Below are 21,212 nucleotides of genomic sequence, written 5' to 3' on the forward strand. Positions count from 1 at the left end.
CCGGAACCCCAAGCCGTGCGAGCCCCTAGGGCGCGATGTCGCGGATAAGGTTCGTGATCCGGGCGGTAGAGAGCCGGCGGCCGTGCTCGTCGGTCATCACGATCTCGTGAGTGGCGAGGGTCCGGCCGAGGTGGATGGCCGTGCAGGTGCCGGTGACGGAGCCCTCGGAGATCGCCCGGTGGTGTGTCGCCCCGACCTCAATCCCCAGAGCCTGCCGGTTGGGACCCGCGTGCATTCCCGCAGCGAAGGAACCCAGGGTTTCGGCGAGGACCACGTGGGCCCCGCCGTGCAGGATGCCGGCCACTTGGGTGTTCCCCTCCACCGGCATGGTGGCCACAGTGCGTTCCGGACTCATTTCAAGGAAGTGGATCCCCATCTTCACCACGAGGGCCCCGACGCCGTATTGGCCCAGCCAATCGTGCATTTCCTCGGGAACCCCGGCCGCCGCGAGCTCGGCCGCGTAAGGGCCGGGCGTGAAATTGTCCATCATGGGAACTAGGCTGGCACCTGTGAGCGAAACTACCAAACCGGCCCTTGCCCCCTTTGCGGCAGCTGCCCCCCTTTCTGCGGACACTGCCGCAGACCTTCTCCCGGCAACTGAGCCGGAATCAACGCTTGCGGCCAAGCCCGCCCGAAAATCCGGCCGGGCCGCGGCATCGGTTTCCGCCACCGAGGCTCCCGTAATTCCCATCACGAACCAGCCGCGCCTACTCGTGCTGGACGGACATTCCATGGCGTTCCGGGCGTTCTTCGCCCTGCCCGCAGACAAGTTTTCCACCGCCACGGGGCAGCACACGAACGCGATCCACGGCTTCACCTCCATGCTGATCAACCTGATCAAGGAGCAAAAGCCCACCCACGTGGCCGTGGCGTTCGACGTCTCCGACGACACGACCCACCGCAAGGCCGAGTACAGCGAGTACAAGGGCGGCCGCAATGAGACGCCCCGGGAAATGAGCGGCCAGATCGACCTGATCGACAAGGTCATGGGCGCGTGGGGCATCAAGACCATCAAGATGCCCGGCTGGGAAGCTGACGACATACTGGCTACCCTCGCCGCCATGGGGGAAAAGGCAGGTTACGAGGTGCTGCTGGTCTCCGGTGACCGCGATGCCTTCCAGCTCATTACTGACAACGTTTTTGTGCTGTACCCCAGGAAAGGCGTCAGCGATATTCCCCGGATGGACGCGGACGCCATCCAGGAGAAGTATTTCGTCAGCCCCGCCCAGTACTCGGACCTCGCCGCCCTGGTGGGGGAGTCCGCGGACAACCTCCCCGGCGTGCCCGGCGTCGGTCCCAAGACGGCAGCCAAATGGATCAACCTCTACGGCGGTCTTGAGGGGGTCCTGGAGAACCTCGACGCGATCGGCGGCAAGGTGGGGGACTCCCTCCGCGAATATGTTGAGGACGTCAAGCGCAACCGCCGGCTCAACAGGCTTCACACCGATCTCGACCTGCCCGTCACACTGGACGAGCTCGCGGACCCACGGCCGGACCAGGCCGCCCTTGAGGAGCTGTTCGACACCCTCGAATTCAAGACCATCCGTACCCGGCTCTTTGCCCTCTACGGCAGTGAAGTTACGGAGGCCGAGCGGGAAAGCCTCGACATCCCGGACTTCGTGATCCCGGCGGACGCAGCCGAGCTCGGCGCCTTCCTCGCGGCCGGTGCCGGCCAGCGCTCCGCCGTGGCGGTCGACCTTGTGCCTGGCCGGATCGGCGACGACGCCGCCGCGGTGGCGATCGTCCGCGATCACGCCGGCGTTTACATCGACCTGGCCAGCCAGGACGCCGAAGCCGAAAACGTCCTGGCCGCCTGGCTGCGTGACGCCCACGCGCCGAAGGTCGTGCACGGGTTCAAGGCTGCCCTGAAGGCACTGACCGCCCGCGGCCTGGAACTGGAGGGCGTGGTGGATGACACCTCCATCTCCGGCTACCTCATCCAGCCCGACCGCCGCAGCTACGAGCTCGCGGAGCTGGCGCAGCATCACCTCAACATCGCCGTTTCCACCGAGGCCGCCAAGGAAGGCCAGCTTGAGCTGGCGTTCGACGGCGACGACGCCGCCGCCGCCGGCGCGCTGGTCCACGTCGCCGCCGTCGTCCAGGCCCTGAGCCGTTACTTCGAAGCAGAACTGAAGGAACGCAAAGCCCAGGACCTGCTGACCACCCTTGAACTTCCCGTCAGCCGGGTGCTGGCCGACATGGAACTCGCGGGAATCGCCATCGACATGCCACGCATGGATGAGCAGCTCTCGGACCTCGCCAAGGTGATCGAGAACGCCCAGGAGCTTGCCTTCGCCGCGATCGGCCACGAGGTCAACCTCGGATCGCCGAAGCAGCTCCAGACCGTGCTGTTCGACGAGCTCCAGTTGCCGAAAACCAAGAAAATCAAGTCCGGCTACACCACCGATGCCGCATCGCTCAAGAACCTGCTGGAAAAGACCGGGCACGAATTCCTGGTCCAGCTGATGGCACACCGCGAGTCGTCGAAGCTGCGCCAGATGCTGGAGTCGCTGAAGAAGTCCGTCACGGAAGACGGCCGAATCCACACCACCTACGCGCAGAACGTCGCTGCTACCGGCCGGATCTCCTCCAACAACCCGAACCTGCAGAACATCCCCATCCGCAGCGAGGAAGGCCGGCGGGTCCGCGGCATCTTTGTGGTCAGCGAGGGCTACGAGTGCCTGCTTTCCGCGGACTACTCGCAGATCGAAATGCGCATCATGGCCCACCTCTCGGGCGACGCCGGGTTGATCCAGGCCTACAAGGACGGCGAGGACCTGCACCGCTTCGTGGGCTCGAACATCTTCCATGTGCCCACAGACCAGGTGACCAGTGCCATGCGTTCCAAGGTCAAGGCGATGTCCTACGGCCTTGCATACGGCCTGACGTCGTTCGGCTTGTCCAAGCAGCTGGAGATCTCTGTTGACGAGGCACGGAACCTCATGAAGGAGTACTTCGACCGGTTCGGCGCCGTCCGGGACTACCTCCGCGGCGTGGTGGACCAGGCCCGGATCGACGGCTACACCGCCACCATCGAGGGGCGCCGGCGTTACCTCCCGGATCTGACCAGCACCGACCGGCAGCTGCGGGAGAACGCGGAGCGCATTGCGCTGAACTCGCCAATCCAGGGGTCGGCCGCTGACATCATCAAGCGCGCCATGCTGGGAGTGCACGCCGAACTGGCGGCACAGGGCCTCAAATCGCGCATGCTGCTGCAGGTCCATGATGAACTCGTCCTCGAAGTCGCGACGGGCGAGCGTGAGACCGTCGAGAAGCTCGTGACGGAGCAGATGGGCTCTGCCGCGGATCTCAGCGTTCCGCTGGATGTCCAGATCGGCCTCGGCTCAAGCTGGTACGAGGCGGGGCACTAACGTTTACCGGTTCCGGCGCCGCCGGGACCTCAGAATTCGTAGGATTCTCAGGGGGAGAAGCACGTGGCAGAAAAGTACGAGCTCAGGCGGTTCCGCGCGGTCGAAAAAGACTTGGCGGATTACGCGCAGGGCACCGCGTGGCTGCGGGGAGTCGGGATCGGCTTCTATGACGAGCCGCGCAAGGACGACTTCGTGGACAAGATCATGGCCATGTATCTCGTGGACAACCGTGAGATGACCGGTGTCTATCAGGCCGACGGCGTCGCTGCCCACTCGCTGGCGGCCGAGGTCCCGGTGGCGACTTTCGCCACCCTGCGCAAGGACCTGAACATCGGCTACGGCCGGCAGTTGGAAGCCCACCTCGTCACGGCCGTCACTGTCCGCGGGACCCACCGCCGCCAGGGGCTGCTGCGGCGGATGATGACCGAGGACCTTGCCGCGGCGAAGGCGGACGGCGTCGCACTTGCGGCACTCACTGCCTCGGAGGCCTCGATCTACGGGCGGTTCGGTTACGGTGTGGCCACCTTCGAGCGCAGCGTGAAAGTTGATACCGGGCCGCGCTTCCGCCTGCGCCACGTGCCGGTCGGTTCCGTGGAGATTGCCGACCGCAAAGTCCTCCTGGAGCTTGCCCCGGAGGTCTTCGGGCGGGCCCACGGATCTATGCCCGGATCGATCTCGCGGCAGGAAGCGTACCGGCTGCGGTCCTCGGGCATGCTCGGGCGCGACGGCGGCGAGGACGAGGCCATCCGATGCGCCCTGCACTACGACGCGGCGGGCACCGTGGACGGTTACGTCTCCTATAAGTTCGCCGGCTGGGACACCAAGCCGTACACCATGGAGATCGTTGACCTCGTGGCGGCGACCGACGCCGCGTACCTGGAACTGTGGCAGTTCCTCGGCAGCATCGACCTCGTAGATCGGATCAGCTGGCAGGAAGCGCCGGTGGACGACCCCCTGACCTGGGCGCTGGAGGACCCGCGCTGCGTCGAGTCCTCGGACCACCGGGACATGCTGTGGCTGCGCGTCCTGGACGCGGCCCGGGTGCTGGGGGCCCGCCGCTACTCCGCCGACGGGACCGTCGTTCTTGCCGTACGCGACAGCCTCGGCTTCGCGGCCGGCACCTTCGCCCTCACGGTCTCGGGGGGAGAGGCCACTGTGACGCCGGCTCCGGAGGCTGAGCCGGACCTGTCGCTGGACGTCGCGGATCTCGGCTCCATCTACCTGGGCGCCGTCTGTCCCGTGACCCTGGAAGCCGCCGGCCGGATCACCGAGCACACTGCGGGGGCGGCGCTGACAGCGCGGCTCATGTTCGCCGTCGAACGCTCACCGCACTGCCCCACGCACTTCTAGGCCTCCGGCCCGACTCCAACCGGCACCGGCGGCGGCGGTCGGGGCGCCGGTCGGGGCGCGAACTGCCCCGGGCGCTTTGACCGGCCTTCGCGGAAACGACTAGACTAAACGGGCGTGCACTACGTGCGCGCATCTACAATCCACAAAATCAGGATGACCCGGCGGAACACTTGCTGTGACGCCGTGTGCTTGGCCTGCATTCCATAATGCCGGCGAAGCGGTTTGCCTGACCGACTAACTATCCACAACGGAGCCCCTACTACATGACCATCACCTCCACCGAGAAGCCCGGTACCCCCGTAGTCGCCATTAACGACATCGGTACCGCTGAGGACTTCCTCGCAGCTGTCGACGCCACCATCAAGTACTTCAACGACGGAGACCTCGTCGAAGGTACCGTCGTCAAGGTCGACCGCGACGAAGTTCTGCTCGACATCGGTTACAAGACCGAAGGTGTCATTCCCTCCCGCGAGCTTTCCATCAAGCACGACGTTGACCCCGGAGACGTCGTCTCCGTTGGCGATCAGGTCGAAGCCCTGGTGCTCACCAAGGAAGACAAAGAAGGCCGCCTGATCCTCTCCAAGAAGCGTGCTCAGTACGAGCGTGCCTGGGGCGACATCGAGAAGGTCAAGGAAGAAGACGGTGTTGTCACCGGTACCGTCATCGAGGTTGTCAAGGGTGGTCTTATCCTCGACATCGGTCTGCGCGGCTTCCTGCCCGCATCCCTCGTCGAGATGCGCCGTGTGCGCGACCTCGCTCCGTACATCGGTCAGCAGATCGAAGCCAAGATCATCGAGCTGGACAAGAACCGCAACAACGTTGTTCTTTCCCGCCGTGCATGGCTCGAGCAGACCCAGTCCGAGGTCCGCTCCACGTTCCTCAACAAGCTGGAAAAGGGCCAGGTTCGTCCCGGCGTCGTTTCCTCCATCGTCAACTTCGGTGCCTTCGTGGACCTGGGCGGCGTAGACGGCCTGGTTCACGTTTCCGAGCTGTCCTGGAAGCACATCGACCACCCGTCCGAGGTTGTCGAAGTTGGCCAGGAAGTCACCGTCGAGGTTCTCGAGGTCGACCTGGACCGCGAGCGCGTCTCCCTGTCGCTCAAGGCTACGCAGGAAGATCCGTGGCAGACCTTCGCCCGCACCCACGCCCTCGGCCAGGTTGTTCCGGGTAAGGTCACCAAGCTGGTTCCGTTCGGCGCGTTCGTTCGCGTTGAAGACGGCATCGAAGGCCTGGTCCACATCTCCGAGCTCGCCGTGCGCCACGTTGAGCTGGCCGAGCAGGTTGTCTCCGTTGGCGACGAGCTGTTCGTCAAGGTCATCGACATCGACCTCGAGCGCCGCCGCATCTCGCTCTCCCTCAAGCAGGCCAACGAGGGCGTCGACGCCGACAGCACCGAATTCGATCCGGCACTCTACGGCATGGCCGCAGAGTACGACGAAGAGGGCAACTACAAGTACCCGGAGGGCTTCGACCCGGAGTCCAACGAGTGGCTTGAAGGCTACGAGAACCAGCGCTCCGCCTGGGAGCAGCAGTACGCTGACGCCCAGACCCGCTGGGAAGCACACAAGAAGCAGGTTGCCCAGCACGCTGCCGACGACGCTGCAGCTGCAACGTCCGGCGAGAGCGATTCCGGCACCACCAGCTACTCCTCCGAACCGGCTGCAACCGAGACCGGTGCAGGCACGCTTGCTTCGGACGAGGCTCTTGCCGCTCTGCGCGAGAAGCTGACCGGCAACTAATTGCCCAAGTTTCTCACGGAGTCCGCTCCCTGAGGCCAGGCAGTTTGTAGCTTGAAGGTGGCCGTCCCCTCGGGGGCGGCCACCTTTTTTTGTGTGGATCGTGTCTTTGTGGGGATCGGGGTGCGGACATGCGCCGCGGCTGGCCTCACCACCGTACATGCTCATTCTTGAGGCCCACGCCCGGGGGACATACCCATTTTTGGAGCCCGTCCGTGGGCACAGGTGCATTACGCTCAGTCATCGCCCCGGGCGCGGGACATGTCCACTGATCGGCGGCCCGCACTATGCCCTGGCGCAGGACATGCCCCGCAGCCGCCCTGACCTCCGGACATGCGCCGCGGCTGCCCTCACCACCGGACATGCTCATTCTTGAGGCCCCCTCCCGGGGGACATGCCCATTTTTGGAGCCCGCCCGTGGGCATAGTTGGATTGGGCCCGGTACTGGCCCCGGGCGCGGGACATGTCCAGTGCTGGGAAGCCTGCGGCGAGGCGGGGTGCGGGCTCCTTGACGGCAGCCCGGCGTTGAGCGCAAACTCGGGAGGTTGAGATATTCGCCAACGATGATGAGGGGACTTCCATGGCTGATACTTCAGAGGCTGTTGAATCGCAAGACACAGTCAGAACTGCGGGTCCGTGGCCGCGGGGCATCGGTGCCGTCACCTTGTTTGTCCAAGACTTGGCCACCACGAAGGGCTTCTATGAGGCCGTCTTCGGGTTGCCGCTCGTTTTCGAGGACGACGCCTCTGCTGTCTTCAAGTTCGAGAACACGTTGATAAACCTGCTCGACGTCTCCGAAGCTCCCGAGCTCATCCGACCAGCTGCAGTGGCCAGCGCAGATTCCGGTGCCCGAATGCAGTTCACCATCGCAGTGGACGATGTCGACGCCATGTGTGCCGAGTTGGCGCGCCGCGGCGTCGACCTGCTCAACGGCCCAATGGACCGGCCCTGGGGTATCCGCACCGCTTGCTTCCGCGACCCTGCCGGATTCATCTGGGAAATTGCCCACTAGAAGTTGACCCAGACTGACCGCTTAGGTTCGCGCGACGGGCATGTCCATTGCTGGGTGCTTGGGACGGACATAAGAGGAATGGGCGCAGTGCGAGCAGCTACCGGTGGGCATGTCCAGTCCTCGACCTGAGCCCGGGGACTCTGAGGCTTGGCACTGGGCGCGGGAGGGCATGTCCACAGCTTGGTGCGTGGGACGGGCACAGGGGAAACGGGCGCAGTGCTCGCAGTCACCGGAGGGCATGTCCAGTGGAGAGAGGCGAGTCCGGCCCCCGGATGCCATGCCGTCAGCGCAGCGGGATCGTGCCTTTGACCGGCACCGTATCCGTCTCGGAGTCCGCACCGGTCACTAGTTCGGCGCCTGCGGATTTCAGCAGTGCGAGGGCACCCACATTGCCGGCCGTGGTTTCGGCCACCAGGACGGCTGCCCCTGCGGCCGCGGCCCGATCCTTCACAAGGCGCAGCGACTCGCGGCCCACGCCACGGCCACGGAAGCTCCGCGCGAGCCAGATGCCGGTTTCCAGCGCCCCGCCGCGAGCCCCGCCAGCACCAACCCCAGCCCCACCAGCACCAAGCCCAGCCCCGCCAGCACCAAGCCCAGCCCCGCCAGCACCAACCCCAGCCCCGCCAGCCCCGCCGTCAACCGCCCCTGGTGGCTCCGCGTCCGTCCGCCTCAGCCGGATGGACCCTGCCAGTTGCCCGTCGCAGCTGATGGCCCAGCTCTTCTGACCCGAGGGACCGTCCAGTCCGGCTGCGGCGGCGCGGTGGAATTCGCGGAACCAACTGATCCGGTCGGTGTTCCAGCCGGGGGTCGTACCCAGCGGCGGGGTGACCTCGTCGGCGTCGGCGTCCCGCAGCGCAAGTTCTAGAAGCTGCTCAAGAAGGGCTTCGCTGACGTCAAGCAGGGCGACCGCGGGCACGGGCTCAGCTGATGGGGACATCGATCCACTCCGTTTCTCCGGGCACCAGCGATGCGCTGCCGGCTGACATCGCGGCCACGCGGTCCGCGGCCCGGGCCAGTTCTTCCGGATCATCCGGCAGCGCCAGCCTCAGGACAGTAGTCTGCGCCTCGTAACGGGTTTCGGCCATGACATACCCCGCGGCGCGCAGATCATTCTCCAGCCGCCCGGCCACGGCGTGCTGCACCGGAACCGAGCAGATTCGCTGCCGGCGGCGCCGCACGAGAGGCGCGAGCTCCAGCGCCCCGGAAACGGATTCGGAATAAGCGCGCACCAGGCCGCCGGCGCCCAAGAGAATGCCGCCGAAATAGCGCACCACGATCGCGGCGGCGTCGCTGAGGTCGGCGACGCCGGGCGCGGTCTCCCGCTTCAGCAGCGCTTCGAGCATGGGGAGGCCAGCGGTACCGGACGGCTCGCCGTCGTCGTTGGACCGCTGCACGTCCCGGTCGGGACCGAGCACGAAGGCGAAGCAGTGATGCCGTGCGTCATGGAATTCCCGGCGAAGGCGGGCAAGGGCGGCGCGGGCGGCATCCTCGTCCGGAGTGCGGGCCAGGATGGTGATGAACCGGGACCGCTTGACCTCGATTTCGTGGCGGAATTCGGACCCCGCGGCGAGGGTGGTGTAAATGGCCGTCCTGCTCTCGGGGGTTTCCGCCGCATCTGCCACCGGTTCAGTTTAGTCTGGTGAGGTGTTGAAGATCGGGTTGACCGGCGGAATCGCCTCGGGGAAGTCCATGGTGGCTTCGCGCCTGAGGGAGCTGGGCGCAGTGCTTGTCGATGCCGACGCGGTGGCCCGTGAGGTGGTGGAGCCAGGCACGCCCGGGCTGGCAAGCGTGGCCGCCGCCTTTGGCGCTGCCACACTGACGCCGGACGGCCGGCTCGACCGCCCCCGGCTGGGTGCCCTGGTCTTCGGCGATCCGGAGCGTCTGGCCGTGCTCAATGGGATCATCCACCCCTTGGTGCGGGAGCGCGCCGCAGCGATCGTTGCCGCCGCCCCGGCCGGCGCCGTCGTAGTCCAGGACATCCCGCTGCTGGTCGAAACCGGACAAGGGAGGAACTTCCACCTGGTGGTCGTGGTGGATGCCCCGGACGACGTCCGGATCCAACGCATGGCCGAACACCGCAACATGAGCATCGAGGACGCGCGCGCCCGGATGAGCGCCCAGGCGGCCCGCGAGGACAGGCTGGCCGCGGCGGACGTCGTGCTGGAGAACTGCGGCACCCCCGAGGAACTCAGGCACGCGGTCGACGCGCTGTGGGGGCAGCGGCTGACGCCGTTCGCGGTGAACCTCAAGGAACAGAGGATTGCCCCGCGGACGGAAGGGCCGGTCCTCGCCCCTGCCGATCCCGCCTGGGCCGCACAGGCCGGCCGGCTGATAGCCCGGCTGCAGACAGTGGTTCCGCGTGATGTCCTGGCCGTGGACCACATCGGGTCCACGGCCGTCCCGGGCCTGGATGCCAAAGATGTGATCGACCTCCAGCTGAGCGTCCGCGACCTCGACGCCGCGGACCGGATCGCGCCGCTGCTGGCCAACGCAGGCTTCCCGCGCTGGCCCGGCATCATCGCCGACAACCCCAAGCCAGCTCACCCGGACCCCGCCGACTGGGGCAAACGGCTGCACGGCAACGCCGATCCCGGCCGGCCCGTGAATCTTCACCTCCGCGCGGCCGGCTCCCCGGGCTGGCGGTATGCCCTGTGCTTCCGCGACTGGCTCCGCGCCGATGCCGCGGCCCGGGCGGACTATGTCGCCGAGAAGAGGCGGGTGGCCGGGCTGCACGAGACGGACAGGTCCACTGCCGGCTACGCGGCCGACAAGGAGGGCTGGTTCACGGGCTACGCCGCGCCCCGGATGGAGGCGTGGGTGCAGTGCACGGGATGGGAGCCGCCGTCGTACCCGGATGATGAGCGGGCGGCCGACGACGAGCGGACGGACGACAGCGGTGCCACCGGCGGCGCTGTCAGCCCAGGTACTGCCCAAAGCTGAATCAGGACATCCTGTCGCAGCCCGGCGGTAGATTAGGTACATGAGTCTTGCCCAGGAAATCAACCGTGTCGTGGCGCCCTTTGAGGTCATCAGCGAGTTCCAGCCGGCGGGTGACCAGCCGGCCGCCATCGCCGAACTGACCGAGCGCATCAAGAACGGTGAAAAAGACGTTGTGCTGCTCGGCGCCACCGGTACCGGTAAGAGCGCGACGACGGCGTGGCTGATCGAGCAGGTCCAGCGTCCCACCTTGGTGATGGTGCAGAACAAGACGCTCGCCGCGCAGCTGGCCAACGAATTCCGGGAACTGCTGCCGAACAACGCGGTGGAGTACTTCGTCTCCTACTACGACTACTACCAGCCCGAGGCCTACGTCGCCCAGACGGACACCTTCATCGAGAAGGACTCCTCCGTCAACGAGGAAGTCGAACGGCTCCGGCACTCCGCCACCAACGCGCTGCTGACCCGCCGCGACGTGATCGTGGTGGCTACCGTCTCCTGTATCTACGGCCTGGGCACCCCGGAAGAATACATCGCCGGCATGGTGACCCTCCGCAGGGGAGCGGAGATGAACCGCGACGACCTGCTCCGAAAATTCGTCTCCATGCAGTACACCCGCAACGACATGGACTTCCACCGCGGCACGTTCCGGGTGCGCGGCGACACCGTGGAAATCATCCCGATGTATGAAGAACTGGCAATCCGGATCGAGTTCTTCGGGGATGAGATCGAGAACATCCAGACTCTTCACCCATTGACCGGCGAAGTGCTCCGGGACGAGACCGAAATGTACGTCTTCCCCGCCTCCCACTACGTCGCCGGGCCGGAGCGGATGGGCCGGGCCATCAAGAGGATCGAAGACGAACTGGCCGAGCGCCTCGCGGTGCTGGAAAGCCAGAACAAGCTGGTCGAGGCCCAACGGCTCCGGATGCGTACCACCTATGACCTGGAAATGATGCAGCAGATGGGGTTCTGCAACGGCATCGAGAACTATTCCTCGCACATTGACGGCCGCGCCCGCGGGACAGCGCCGCACTGCCTCATCGATTACTTCCCGGACGACTTCCTTCTGGTGATCGACGAATCCCACGTCACCGTCCCGCAGATCGGCGCCATGTACGAGGGCGACATGTCCCGCAAGCGCAACCTCGTGGACCACGGCTTCCGGTTGCCCTCGGCGATGGACAACCGCCCGCTCAAGTGGGACGAGTTCCAGGACCGGGTGGGCCAGACGGTCTACCTCTCAGCCACTCCGGGCAAGTACGAGCTCGGCAAGTCCGACGGCTTCGTCCAGCAGATCATTCGCCCCACCGGCCTGATCGACCCCGAGGTCGTCGTGAAGCCCACGAAGGGCCAGATCGATGACCTCTTGGGGGAGATCCGGACCCGCACCGCGAAGAACGAACGAGTCCTGGTCACCACCTTGACCAAGCGGATGGCCGAGGACCTCACGGACTACCTGCTGGGCCATGGCGTGAAGGTGGAGTACCTGCACTCCGACGTCGACACCCTGCGCCGCGTGGAACTCCTGCGCGAACTACGCATGGGCGTCTTCGACGTCCTGGTCGGCATCAACCTGCTCCGTGAAGGCCTCGACCTCCCGGAGGTGTCGCTGGTCAGCATCCTGGACGCGGACAAGGAAGGCTTCCTGCGCTCCTCGACGTCCCTGATCCAGACCATCGGCCGTGCCGCCCGCAACGTGTCCGGCCAGGTGCACATGTACGCGGACCGGATCACCGACTCGATGGCCCATGCCATCGACGAGACGAACCGCCGCCGCGCCATCCAGGTTGCCTACAACACGGAGAAGGGGATCGATCCCCAGCCGCTTCGGAAGAAAATCGCGGACATCACCGACCAGCTGGCCAAGGAAGATGCCGACACCCGCGAGCTGCTGGCCGCGGCCGGCAAGAACCGCGGCAAGGGCAAGGGCGCCGCGCACATCCGCGCGGATGGCCTTGCGGCCGCGCCGGCGGAGGACCTCGTTGGCCTAATCGAGCAGCTGACCGAACAGATGCACGCCGCGGCCGGGGAGCTGCAGTTTGAGCTCGCCGCCCGGCTCCGCGACGAGGTGGGGGAATTGAAGAAGGAACTGCGGCAAATGCAATCCGCTGGGCACGCCTAGGGTAAACTCGGACAAACGTAGGGGAGTATCCCAAGCGCTACGATCGTCAACACGCACGGCTACGATGCCGCGCCGGGCGTAGCGGGCAGCCAGGCGGCGTCATACGCCAGCGGTCGGAGAGACTTACACCGCTGAGCTGTACCCTACGAAAGGTATTTCCTCGTGCCCGAGCTTCCCCTATGGTTTGAGATCGGCTCGTTTGTCGTCCTCGGCGTCATCCTTGCCATCGACCTGCTGATGGTCCTCAAACGCCCGCATGAGCCCTCCATGAAAGAAGCCGGGTTGTGGGTTGCGTTCTACGTGGCCTTGGCCTTGGTCTTCGCCGGGGCCATGTTCGCCTTTACCGGCCCGGAATTCGGCGGCCAGTTCATCGCCGGCTGGGTGACGGAATACAGCCTGAGCATCGATAACCTGTTCGTCTTCATCATCATCATGGCGCGCTTCTCGGTACCGCGTAAGTACCAGCAGGAGGTGCTCATGGTGGGCATCATCATCGCCCTCATCCTCCGCGGCATATTCATCATGCTCGGCGCCATCGTGATCGAGCAGTTCAGCTGGGTCTTCTACATCTTCGGCGCCTTCCTGCTCTGGACCGCCTGGAAGCAGGCCCAGGACGAGGGCGAGGACGAGGAAGACAAGGAAAACCCGCTGATCGCCCGGATCCGAAGGGTCCTGCCGATGTCCGAGAAGTTCGACGGCGGCAAGCTCCGCACCGTCGTCGACGGCAAGAAGGTCTTCACCCCGATGCTGATCGTCTTCGTGACCATCGGCATGACCGACCTGCTCTTCGCCGTCGATTCCATTCCGGCCATCTTCGGCCTCACCCAGAGCGCCTTCATCGTGTTCACCGCGAACATCTTCGCCCTGATGGGGCTGCGGCAGCTGTACTTCCTGCTCGGCGGCCTCATGAACCGGCTCATCTACCTCAAGCACGCCCTGTCCGTCATCCTGGCGTTCATCGGCGTGAAGCTGGTCCTGCACGCCATGCACGTCAACGAGCTGCCCTTCATCAACGGCGGCCAGCACATTGAATGGGCGCCGGAGATCCCCACATACGTCTCGCTCGGGGTGATCATCGGCACCATCGTCATCGCGGTGGTCGCCAGCCTGATCAGCTCCAAAGCGTCCAAGTCCAAGTTGGACGCCCGGCTGGAAGAAGACTCCCGCAAGAGCCTGAGCGACGTCGACTAGCACCGCCACGTCGATTCTCAGCCGGGGTTCCCGGCAGCGCACAGCAAGCCCCAAACAAGTACGGCGCTGGACCCTCACGGGTCCAGCGCCGTACTTGTTTGGGCTGGCCGCCCTTAGTTCAGAGGAGCCGGGGCCAGGTCAGCGGCGGGCGGAACGGGCCATGCCCAGCAGCCGCCCGAAGATCGCCTCGCCGTCGTCCGCGATGCCGTCATGGTGGAATTCGCCGGTCTCCCACACGTGCAGGCCCCGGACGGCGGCTGCTGTTTCCAGGGAGAGCTCGCGGTCCACGTAGATGTCGTCCGTGTAGACGGCCGCGGCGACGGGAACGGAATTCAGCGCCAGTCGCTCCGGATCGTACAGCGGAGCCCAGTCGTCCTTTTCCGCGAGGAGCCGGGCCACATCCTTTAGCGGGCGCAAGGCGGGGTCCTGCTCGAAGTACCAGGGGTAGACCATTTCCCCGGTCAGGAGCGGCTCAGCGGCGTCGGGATGGAACTCCGGGAACTCCTCCAGCACGCGCCAGGCGGCCCAGTTGGTGGCCTCCGCCTGGCCATAGATGGACTCGTGCATGAGCGCGTACAAGGGGTTCGCGGCCCGGGATGCGAGGCCCCGAACCTGTTCCAGGAAGGCGTCCGAGAGGCGGTCGCCGTCGGGGGTGGCCACGAAGGCGTCTTCGAGCAGGTGGTGCAGCGCGTCCACCCGGGTGTTGCCGCCCAGGAACGAACCCACCATCTGGAACCGTTCCACGGTGAGCCGGCCGCCGTCGGGCAGGAACTCCTCCGTGTCCCGCAGGTGCCTGGCGATCCGGGTGATGGCATCCCGGTCCTCGGGGTACCAGCCAAAATACTCGGCGTTCCTGGCCGCGACACGCCCAAACGTCGCGCGGTACACACGCTCCGCGGCGCCGCCCAGCGGGGCCAGGCCGCCCGTCACGAGCACCTCGCGCAGCCCCTCGGGGGCGAACGACAGGTAGCTGAGCGCGCAGAACCCGCCGTAGCTCTGGCCGTAGATGGTCCAAGGGGCGGACCCCAGGGCGGCCCTGATGGCCTCGGCGTCGGCGACGATCGAGTCGGCGCGGAAGTGCGTCAAGTAGCGGGCCTGGTCCGCGTCGGTGCCGCGCAGGGGCAACGTGTTGCGGTCCACGGCCGAGGACAGGCCGGTGCCGCGCTGGTCCAGCATGAGGATCCTGAAGTCCCTCGCGGCGGCCTTGCTCCAGCCGCCCAGGGACGGGAACCGGTTGCCGCGGCCGCCGGGACCACCCTGCAGGAAGAGCAGCCAGGGAAGCTCGGCGGCGTCTTCCTCGCTGTGTTCCGTGGAGACATACTCACGGGCGAACACCGAAATGGTCTCGCCGCGGCGCCCCGCCTCGCTGAAGTGGTCCAAGGGGACCTGGAAGTAGTGTTCAGCGGTCCGCATTCCACGGTAGGTGTGGCGTGCCCGGACGCTGTGACGGGCGCTGCGCGGGGCGTCGGACGCAGCCTCCAGGAGGGAGGCTCCCATGAGCCCTGTCAGCGGAAGATCAGCCACGGTTGGCCGCCTCGCGGGAACCGGCGGGGGAGGCTGTGCCGGAAACTGGGCGGCCGCCGCCGAATGCTGCCAGCGCCGGTCCGGCGAGGCGGAACGTGGACCATTCCTCCATGGGGGCGGCGCCAAGCTTCTTGTAGAACTGGATGGAGGGCTCGTTCCAGTCCAGGACACTCCATTCGACGCGCGCATAACCGCGGTCGACGGCGGTCGCGGCCAGATACTGCAGGAGGGCCTTCCCGTGGCCCTCGCCGCGGGCCTCCGGCCTGACGTAGAGGTCCTCCAGGTAGATCCCGGGGACGCCTTCCCACGTGGAGTAGTTCAGGAACCAGAGGGCGAATCCGCGCACCTCGCCGGCCGCGTTCTCCGCCATGGTGGCGAAGACCCTCGGATTCTCGCCGAAGAGGGCCTCGGTGAGCAGCTCCGGGGTGTTCCGGACGGCCTCCGGTTCCTTCTCGTAGAGGGCGAGGTCGTGGATCATCTGCAAGATGGCAGGGACGTCAAGAGGCGCGGCAGGCCGGATTACACTCATTATTCGAGTTTACTCGCGGCGCGAACCGTCCCCGGGCCGCCACCCCCCGGCTAGAGGCGGTTAACGTCCGTGACGCGGACGACGGCGGTCCCGGACTCGTCCGAGGCCGCCAAATTCACCTCGGCGGAGATGCCCCAGTCGTGGTTCCGGGCCGGATCGTCAAAGATTTGCCGGACCTTCCACACACCGGGCTCCTCGGTGATGATCAGCAGCCCGGGGCCGCGGGCGTCCGGTCCGGTGCCGATGTCGTTGTGTTCGTCGAAGTAGTCATCCAGGACGTCCTCCCAGCGCTCCGCGTCCCAGCCGGAACCGGCGTCGAGCTCGCCCAGGGCGGTGGCGGCCTCATCGGCGAACAGTTCCACGCGGCGGAACATCTCGTTGCGCACCATCACCCGGAAGGCCCGGATGTTGGAGGTCAGCGACGGCGGCGGGGGCGGGGGAGCGTCGTGCGGTGTGGGCGCCGCGCCGGACGTCAGTTCTTCCCATTCGTCGAGCAGGCTGGAGTCCACCTGGCGGACCAATTCGCCCAGCCAGGCGATAAGGTCCTCGAGGTCCTCCCGGAGGGCGTCCTGCGGGACAGTCTGGCGGAGCGCCTTGAAACCGTCGGCGAGGTAGCGCAGCACGATCCCCTCCGAGCGGGCCAGGCCGTAGAACTGGACGAATTCGCCGAAATTCATGGCGCGCTCGTACATGTCCCGGACCACGGACTTGGGCGCGAGCTCGAAGTCGCCGACCCAGGGCGCGGCCTTGCGGTAGACATCGAAGGCCTCGCCGAGGATCTCCGCGAGCGGCTGCGGGTAGGTGACCTCCTCGAGCATCGCCATCCTCTGGTCGTACTCGATGCCGTCGGCCTTCATCGCCGCGATGGCTTCGCCGCGTGCCTTCTTCTGCTGTGCGGTCAGGATCTGGCGCGGCTTCTCCAGGGTCGCCTCGATCACGGACACAACGTCCAGGGCGTACGACGGCGACTCCGGGTCCAGCAGTTCCAGTGCGGCGAGGGCGAACGGGGACAGGGGCTGGTTGAGGGCAAAGTTGGCCTGCAGGTGGACGGTGAGCCGGACCGTGCGGCCGTCCGGCCCCTGCTCCTGCGGCGGGATTCGCTCCACGACGCCGGCGGCGAGCAGCTCGCGGTAGATGCCCAGGGCCTTCTTCATAAGGCGCAGCTGGGCCGGGCGGGTTTCGTGGTTTTCGGTGAGCAGGCGGCGGGCTGCCTGGAAGGGGTCGCCGGGGCGTTCCATGAGGTTCATGAGCATCGCGTGCGTCACGGTGAAACTCGACGTGAGCGGATCGGGAACAGACTCGACCAGCCGCTTGTAGGTCGGCTCGCCCCAGGACACGAAACCTTCCGGTGGCTTCTTCTTGACCACCTGGCGCAGCTTCTTCTGGTCGTCGCCGAACTTGGCGGTGGCCTTGGCCATCGCCTTCACGTTCTCCGTCACGTGCTCCGGGGCCTGGACCACCACGGTCCCGGCGGTGTCGTAGCCGGCGCGTCCGGCCCGGCCGGCGATCTGGTGGAATTCGCGGGAGTTCAGCAGCCGGGTGCGGACGCCGTCGTACTTGCTCAGGGCCGTGAGCAGCACGGTGCGGATGGGCACGTTGATGCCGACCCCCAGGGTGTCCGTGCCACAGATGACCTTCAGCAGGCCGGCCTGGGCAAGCTGTTCGACCAGCCGGCGGTACTTCGGCAGCATGCCGGCGTGGTGGACGCCGATGCCGTGCCGGACCAGCCGGTTGAGGGTTTTGCCGAAGCCCGCGGCGAAGCGGAACCCGGCGATGAGCTCGGCAATCTTGTCCTTTTCCTCGCGGGTGCAGACGTTGATGCTCATCAGGTTCTGGGCCCGGTCGATCGCTTCGACCTGGCTGAAATGGACCACGTAGACCGGGACCTGCTTGGTGGCGAGCAGCTCCTCAAGGGTCTCGTGGACCGGGGTCTGCTCGTAGTAGTAGTGCAGCGGAATGGGACGTTCTGCGGAACTGACCGTGGTGGTCGCGCGGCCGGTCAGGTTGCGGAGGCCGTCCTCGAAACGGCTGACATCGCCGAGGGTCGCTGACATCAGCAGGAACTGCGCCTGGGGCAGTTCCAGCAGCGGCACTTGCCACGCCCAGCCGCGCTGCGGGTCCGAGTAGAAGTGGAATTCGTCCATGATGACGGCCCCGAGTTGGGCCGCCGCGCCTTCGCGCAGGGCGATGTTGGCAAGGATTTCAGCGGTGCAGCAGATGATCGGGGCGTCCTGGTTGACGCCGGAGTCGCCGGTGATCATGCCGACGTTGTCCGCACCGAAGATCTCGCAGAGGGCGAAGAACTTTTCCGAGACGAGGGCCTTGATCGGGGCGGTGTAGTAACTGCGTTGCCCGCGGGCCATGGCCTGGAAGTGCGCGGCGATGGCCACGAGGGATTTTCCGGATCCGGTCGGCGTGGCCAGGATGACGTTGGAACCGGCGGCCAGCTCCATCACGGCCTCGTCCTGGGCGGTGTAGAGGGCAAGGCCGCGGGTCTCGGTCCACTCGACAAACCGGGTGTAGAGCTCGTCCGGGTCCAGGGCCGTCCTGCCGGGGACTCGGGCGGCCGGGGCGGGGAGCTGATCAACGAGTTTCATTGCTGTCCAGCTTAGTGCCCGCGGTGTGCCCGCGGCACCGGCGGGAGCCTGCGCCACACGCAGCGACTGTAGGCCTCCTTGGCTGGCCTACGGGGCGGGGCTAGGCTTCGGGTAGGACGACTTTGCCCGGAACTGGAGGCGCCATGAAGTGGGATCCCGAGAAATATGTGCAGTTCGGGGATTACCGGGACAGGCCATTTTTTGACCTGACGGGGCGGATTCACGCCGAAGCCCCGCGGCACGTCGTGGACCTCGGCTGCGGTCCCGGCAACCTAACCGCGACGCTCGCGGACCGGTGGCCGGGCGCCCAGGTGGTGGGCCTGGATTCTTCGCCGGAAATGCTGGCCACTTCGAAGGATTACGCCGCCGCGGCGGCCAATCTGTCGTACGAACTGGCCGACATCGCGCACTGGCTGCCGTCCGGAGACACGGACGTGGTGGTCACCAACGCCGCCTTGCAGTGGGTGCCCGGGCACCGGAAGATGTTGCCCGCATGGCTCGATGCCCTCAAGCCGGGCGCCTGGTTCGCACTTCAGGTGCCGGGGAACTTCAACGCCCCGTCCCACACCCTGATGCGGGAACTGGCCGAGTCCCCGGCCTGGGCGGGGCGGCTCGCCGGGGTTCTGCGCCACGAAGACGTGGTGGGGGAAGCGGCGGAATACCTGGAGATCATGCTGGACGCTGGTTGCGCCGCCGACGCCTGGGAGACCACCTACCTGCAGCTGCTCCCGGGCGCCCACCCCGTTTTGGACTGGGTCCGCGGCACTGGACTCAGGCCGGTCCTCGCGGCCCTCCCCGAGGACGAGGCCAGGGAGTTCGAGGCCGAATATTCGGCGCGGCTGGACGAGGCGTATCCAGCGGGCCGGCACGGGACCGTCTTCCCGTTCCGGCGCACGTTCGCGGTGGCGCAAAAAACCGGGTGAGCGGCGTGTCTGTAGCATGACACGAAGCACTCCGGAATGGGGCTTACAATGACGTGGCGGTATGGGGGCAGCCGTTAGGCTGATTCCATTCCGGGCCCTGGGCTAGTTATGGAGGTTCGGTGCTTATAGGCCTGATGTCGCGGCTGCTGTCCGCGCACAAGGGGAGCGTGCTGGCCATCGCTGTGCTGCAGCTCGTCCAAGCCACTGCCAACCTGCTCCTGCCCACCCTGAACGCCGCGATCATCGACGACGGCATCATCGGCGGGGACCACGGGGAAATCCTCCATCTCGGCGGCTGGATGGCCGGAATCGCCGCCGTTCAGGTGATCACGGCCATCGCGGCCGGTTATTTGGGCGCCGTCGTCGCCATGGAGATCGGCGGCCAACTGCGGCAGGAACTTTTCGCGAAGGTGCAGTCCTTCTCCTCCCAGGAGGTCAGCGCCTTCGGTGCGCCCAGCCTCGTCACCCGGGCCACCAACGACGTCGCCCAGATCCAAAACCTGGCCATCTTGGTTTTCATCATGCTGATTGCCGCACCAGCGATCTTCGTCGGCGGCATCGTGCTGGCCGTGCACCAGGATGTTGTGCTGTCCTGGATCGTGGTGGTGGTGATCCCGGTCCTCACGGTGATCATGACAGTGATCGTGCGCCGCCTGATTCCCCTGTACCGGCAAGGCCAGGGGCTCCTTGACCGGATCGGCCGGGTGCTGCGCGAACAGATCATCGGCGCCAATGTCATCCGCGGCTTCGTCCGGCAGGACCACGAAATCCGCCGCTTCGATGAAGCGAACAAGGACCTCACCCGGAACAACCTGAAATCCGCCCTCCTGGTCGCCGCCATGATGCCGATGATCATGTTCGTGGTCAACCTGTCTTCCGTGTTCGTGGTGTGGTTTGGCGGCCACCGGATCGACGCCGGCGAAATGCGGCTCGGGGCGCTCACGGCGTTTATCGCCTACATCCTGCAGATCCTGATTGCCATCATGATGGCGATGTACGTCTTCATGACCGCCCCCCGGGCGGCGGCGTGCGCCGAGCGGATCCGCGAGGTGCTGGACACGCAACCGGCCATCGCGGATCCGGTCGCCCCCGCCGGCAGCGCCCCTGCCGGCCAGATACCTCCTTCCGGCAGCACTGTCGAATTCCGGAACGTGTCCTTCGCCTATCCCGGCGCCGAAGCGCCCGTGCTGGACGGCGTCTCGTTCACCGCCAGAGCCGGGACCACGACGGCGATCATCGGGGCGACCGGCAGCGGCAAGACGACGCTCCTGAACCTGCTTCCCCGCTTCCTTGACGCGACCGCCGGCGGGATCAGCATCGGCGGGCGCAACGTGCGGGCCATGCCGCTGGAGGCCCTGCGGGACCTCATCGCGATGGTCCCGCAGCAGTCCTATCTCTTCACTGGCACGGTCGCGGATAACCTCCGGCTCGGCTCGCCCGCCGCGGACGAGCCCGAATTGTGGCAGGCGCTCGAGGCTGCCCAGGCCGCCGACTTTGTCCGCGCCCTGCCATTAGGTCTCGAAGCGCCCGTGAGCCAGGGCGGCACCAACTTCTCCGGCGGCGAACGGCAACGCCTGTGCATCGCGCGGGCACTGCTCAAGAAGGCCCCCGTCTACCTGTTCGACGACAGCTTCTCAGCCCTGGACTACGGAACCGACGTCAGGCTCCGCGCGGCCATCGAGCCTCTGTTGCGCTCGGCCACCGTGCTGATCGTGGCCGAACGGGTGTCAACCATTGTGGACGCCGGGCTGATCCTCGTTCTGGAGGACGGCCGAGTCGTCGCTCAGGGGACGCACAGCGAGCTCATGGAGTCCTCGCCCAGCTACCAGGAAATTGCCGATTCCCAGCTGGTCCTGGAGGAAACCCCGTGAGCCGCGGCGGGGCACACCGCGCCGGGACCGCTGCTGGGCCCGGCGT

General features: G+C 66.4%; 15 protein-coding genes. 9 read left to right on the plus strand and 6 right to left on the minus strand.

Going from position 1 to position 21,212, the window contains the following annotated elements; genetic code table 11:
• Positions 1–25 precede the first annotated feature (25 nt).
• On the minus strand, positions 26–490 hold the full coding sequence (locus tag AC1DEM_RS04245) for a hotdog fold thioesterase (RefSeq protein WP_476883279.1): 465 nt from the start codon (positions 488–490) through the stop codon (positions 26–28).
• Positions 491–509: 19 nt separating this feature from the next.
• Between AC1DEM_RS04245 and polA the strand changes: the two genes are divergently transcribed.
• The 4 genes from polA (at position 510) to AC1DEM_RS04265 (ending at position 7,469) form a co-directional block, all read left to right on the plus strand.
• Positions 510–3,371 (plus strand): DNA polymerase I, encoded by a 2,862-nt coding sequence (gene polA, locus AC1DEM_RS04250; RefSeq protein WP_476883280.1) that lies wholly within the window; start codon positions 510–512, stop codon positions 3,369–3,371.
• A 63-nt stretch (positions 3,372–3,434) separates the two neighbouring features.
• Positions 3,435–4,721 (plus strand): GNAT family N-acetyltransferase, encoded by a 1,287-nt coding sequence (locus AC1DEM_RS04255; protein WP_476883281.1) that lies wholly within the window; start codon positions 3,435–3,437, stop codon positions 4,719–4,721.
• A gap of 263 nt (positions 4,722–4,984) precedes the next feature.
• Positions 4,985–6,460, plus strand: a complete 1,476-nt coding sequence (gene rpsA / locus AC1DEM_RS04260; protein WP_476883282.1) for a 30S ribosomal protein S1 — start codon at positions 4,985–4,987, stop codon at positions 6,458–6,460.
• 577 nt (positions 6,461–7,037) lie between these two features.
• The gene (locus tag AC1DEM_RS04265; RefSeq protein WP_476883283.1) at positions 7,038–7,469 is read left to right on the plus strand and encodes a VOC family protein; all 432 of its coding nucleotides are present in this window, start codon (positions 7,038–7,040) and stop codon (positions 7,467–7,469) included.
• Positions 7,470–7,752: 283 nt separating this feature from the next.
• On the opposite strand, the gene AC1DEM_RS04270 is transcribed toward AC1DEM_RS04265, so the two are convergent.
• Positions 7,753–8,406 (minus strand): GNAT family N-acetyltransferase, encoded by a 654-nt coding sequence (locus AC1DEM_RS04270; protein ID WP_476883284.1) that lies wholly within the window; start codon positions 8,404–8,406, stop codon positions 7,753–7,755.
• Positions 8,390–9,091 carry an IMPACT family protein gene (locus AC1DEM_RS04275; RefSeq protein WP_476883285.1) on the minus strand — a complete coding sequence of 234 codons (702 nt, stop codon included), beginning with the start codon at positions 9,089–9,091 and terminating at the stop codon, positions 8,390–8,392. The genes AC1DEM_RS04270 and AC1DEM_RS04275 overlap by 17 nt, the downstream gene beginning before the upstream one ends.
• Before the next feature lie 22 nt (positions 9,092–9,113).
• Between AC1DEM_RS04275 and coaE the strand changes: the two genes are divergently transcribed.
• The 3 genes from coaE to AC1DEM_RS04290 all read left to right on the plus strand — a co-directional run bounded on the left by coaE (position 9,114) and on the right by AC1DEM_RS04290 (position 13,722).
• Complete coding sequence (gene coaE, locus AC1DEM_RS04280) at positions 9,114–10,409, plus strand: dephospho-CoA kinase (protein ID WP_476883286.1); 1,296 nt, start codon at positions 9,114–9,116, stop codon at positions 10,407–10,409.
• Positions 10,410–10,449: 40 nt separating this feature from the next.
• Positions 10,450–12,531, plus strand: coding sequence for an excinuclease ABC subunit UvrB (gene uvrB / locus AC1DEM_RS04285; RefSeq protein WP_476883287.1), 2,082 nt, complete (start codon positions 10,450–10,452; stop codon positions 12,529–12,531).
• Positions 12,532–12,693: 162 nt separating this feature from the next.
• The gene (locus AC1DEM_RS04290) at positions 12,694–13,722 is read left to right on the plus strand and encodes a TerC family protein (RefSeq protein ID WP_277523753.1); all 1,029 of its coding nucleotides are present in this window, start codon (positions 12,694–12,696) and stop codon (positions 13,720–13,722) included.
• 138 nt (positions 13,723–13,860) lie between these two features.
• On the opposite strand, the gene AC1DEM_RS04295 is transcribed toward AC1DEM_RS04290, so the two are convergent.
• From AC1DEM_RS04295 to AC1DEM_RS04305, 3 genes are read right to left on the minus strand one after another with little or no spacing between them, the layout of a single operon-like run.
• Positions 13,861–15,219, minus strand: a complete 1,359-nt coding sequence (locus tag AC1DEM_RS04295; protein WP_476883432.1) for an alpha/beta fold hydrolase — start codon at positions 15,217–15,219, stop codon at positions 13,861–13,863.
• A 19-nt stretch (positions 15,220–15,238) separates the two neighbouring features.
• A complete protein-coding gene (locus AC1DEM_RS04300; RefSeq protein ID WP_476883288.1) occupies positions 15,239–15,775 on the minus strand; it encodes an N-acetyltransferase family protein in 537 nt (178 codons plus the stop codon).
• 50 nt (positions 15,776–15,825) lie between these two features.
• Positions 15,826–18,372 (minus strand): DEAD/DEAH box helicase, encoded by a 2,547-nt coding sequence (locus tag AC1DEM_RS04305; protein WP_476883289.1) that lies wholly within the window; start codon positions 18,370–18,372, stop codon positions 15,826–15,828.
• 143 nt (positions 18,373–18,515) lie between these two features.
• On the opposite strand from AC1DEM_RS04305, the gene AC1DEM_RS04310 reads away from it, so the two are divergent.
• Positions 18,516–19,295, plus strand: coding sequence for a trans-aconitate 2-methyltransferase (locus tag AC1DEM_RS04310; protein ID WP_476883290.1), 780 nt, complete (start codon positions 18,516–18,518; stop codon positions 19,293–19,295).
• Positions 19,296–19,429: 134 nt separating this feature from the next.
• On the plus strand, positions 19,430–21,166 hold the full coding sequence (locus tag AC1DEM_RS04315; protein ID WP_476883433.1) for an ABC transporter ATP-binding protein: 1,737 nt from the start codon (positions 19,430–19,432) through the stop codon (positions 21,164–21,166).
• Positions 21,167–21,212 lie beyond the last annotated feature (46 nt).

The organism is Arthrobacter sp. 05T420 (assembly GCF_056396305.1).

Bases quoted from the DNA above. Each gene is read 5' to 3' on its own strand.
- rpsA (WP_476883282.1), top strand. From the start codon at position 4,985: ATGACCATCACCTCCACCGAGAAGCCCGGTACCCCCGTAGTCGCCATT.
- AC1DEM_RS04305 (WP_476883289.1), bottom strand. From the start codon at position 18,372: ATGAAACTCGTTGATCAGCTCCCCGCCCCGGCCGCCCGAGTCCCCGGC.
- AC1DEM_RS04270 (WP_476883284.1), bottom strand. From the start codon at position 8,406: ATGTCCCCATCAGCTGAGCCCGTGCCCGCGGTCGCCCTGCTTGACGTC.
- AC1DEM_RS04300 (WP_476883288.1), bottom strand. From the start codon at position 15,775: ATGAGTGTAATCCGGCCTGCCGCGCCTCTTGACGTCCCTGCCATCTTG.
- AC1DEM_RS04295 (WP_476883432.1), bottom strand. From the start codon at position 15,219: ATGGGAGCCTCCCTCCTGGAGGCTGCGTCCGACGCCCCGCGCAGCGCC.
- AC1DEM_RS04310 (WP_476883290.1), top strand. From the start codon at position 18,516: ATGAAGTGGGATCCCGAGAAATATGTGCAGTTCGGGGATTACCGGGAC.
- AC1DEM_RS04245 (WP_476883279.1), bottom strand. From the start codon at position 490: ATGATGGACAATTTCACGCCCGGCCCTTACGCGGCCGAGCTCGCGGCG.
- uvrB (WP_476883287.1), top strand. From the start codon at position 10,450: ATGAGTCTTGCCCAGGAAATCAACCGTGTCGTGGCGCCCTTTGAGGTC.
- AC1DEM_RS04265 (WP_476883283.1), top strand. From the start codon at position 7,038: ATGGCTGATACTTCAGAGGCTGTTGAATCGCAAGACACAGTCAGAACT.
- AC1DEM_RS04315 (WP_476883433.1), top strand. From the start codon at position 19,430: ATGTCGCGGCTGCTGTCCGCGCACAAGGGGAGCGTGCTGGCCATCGCT.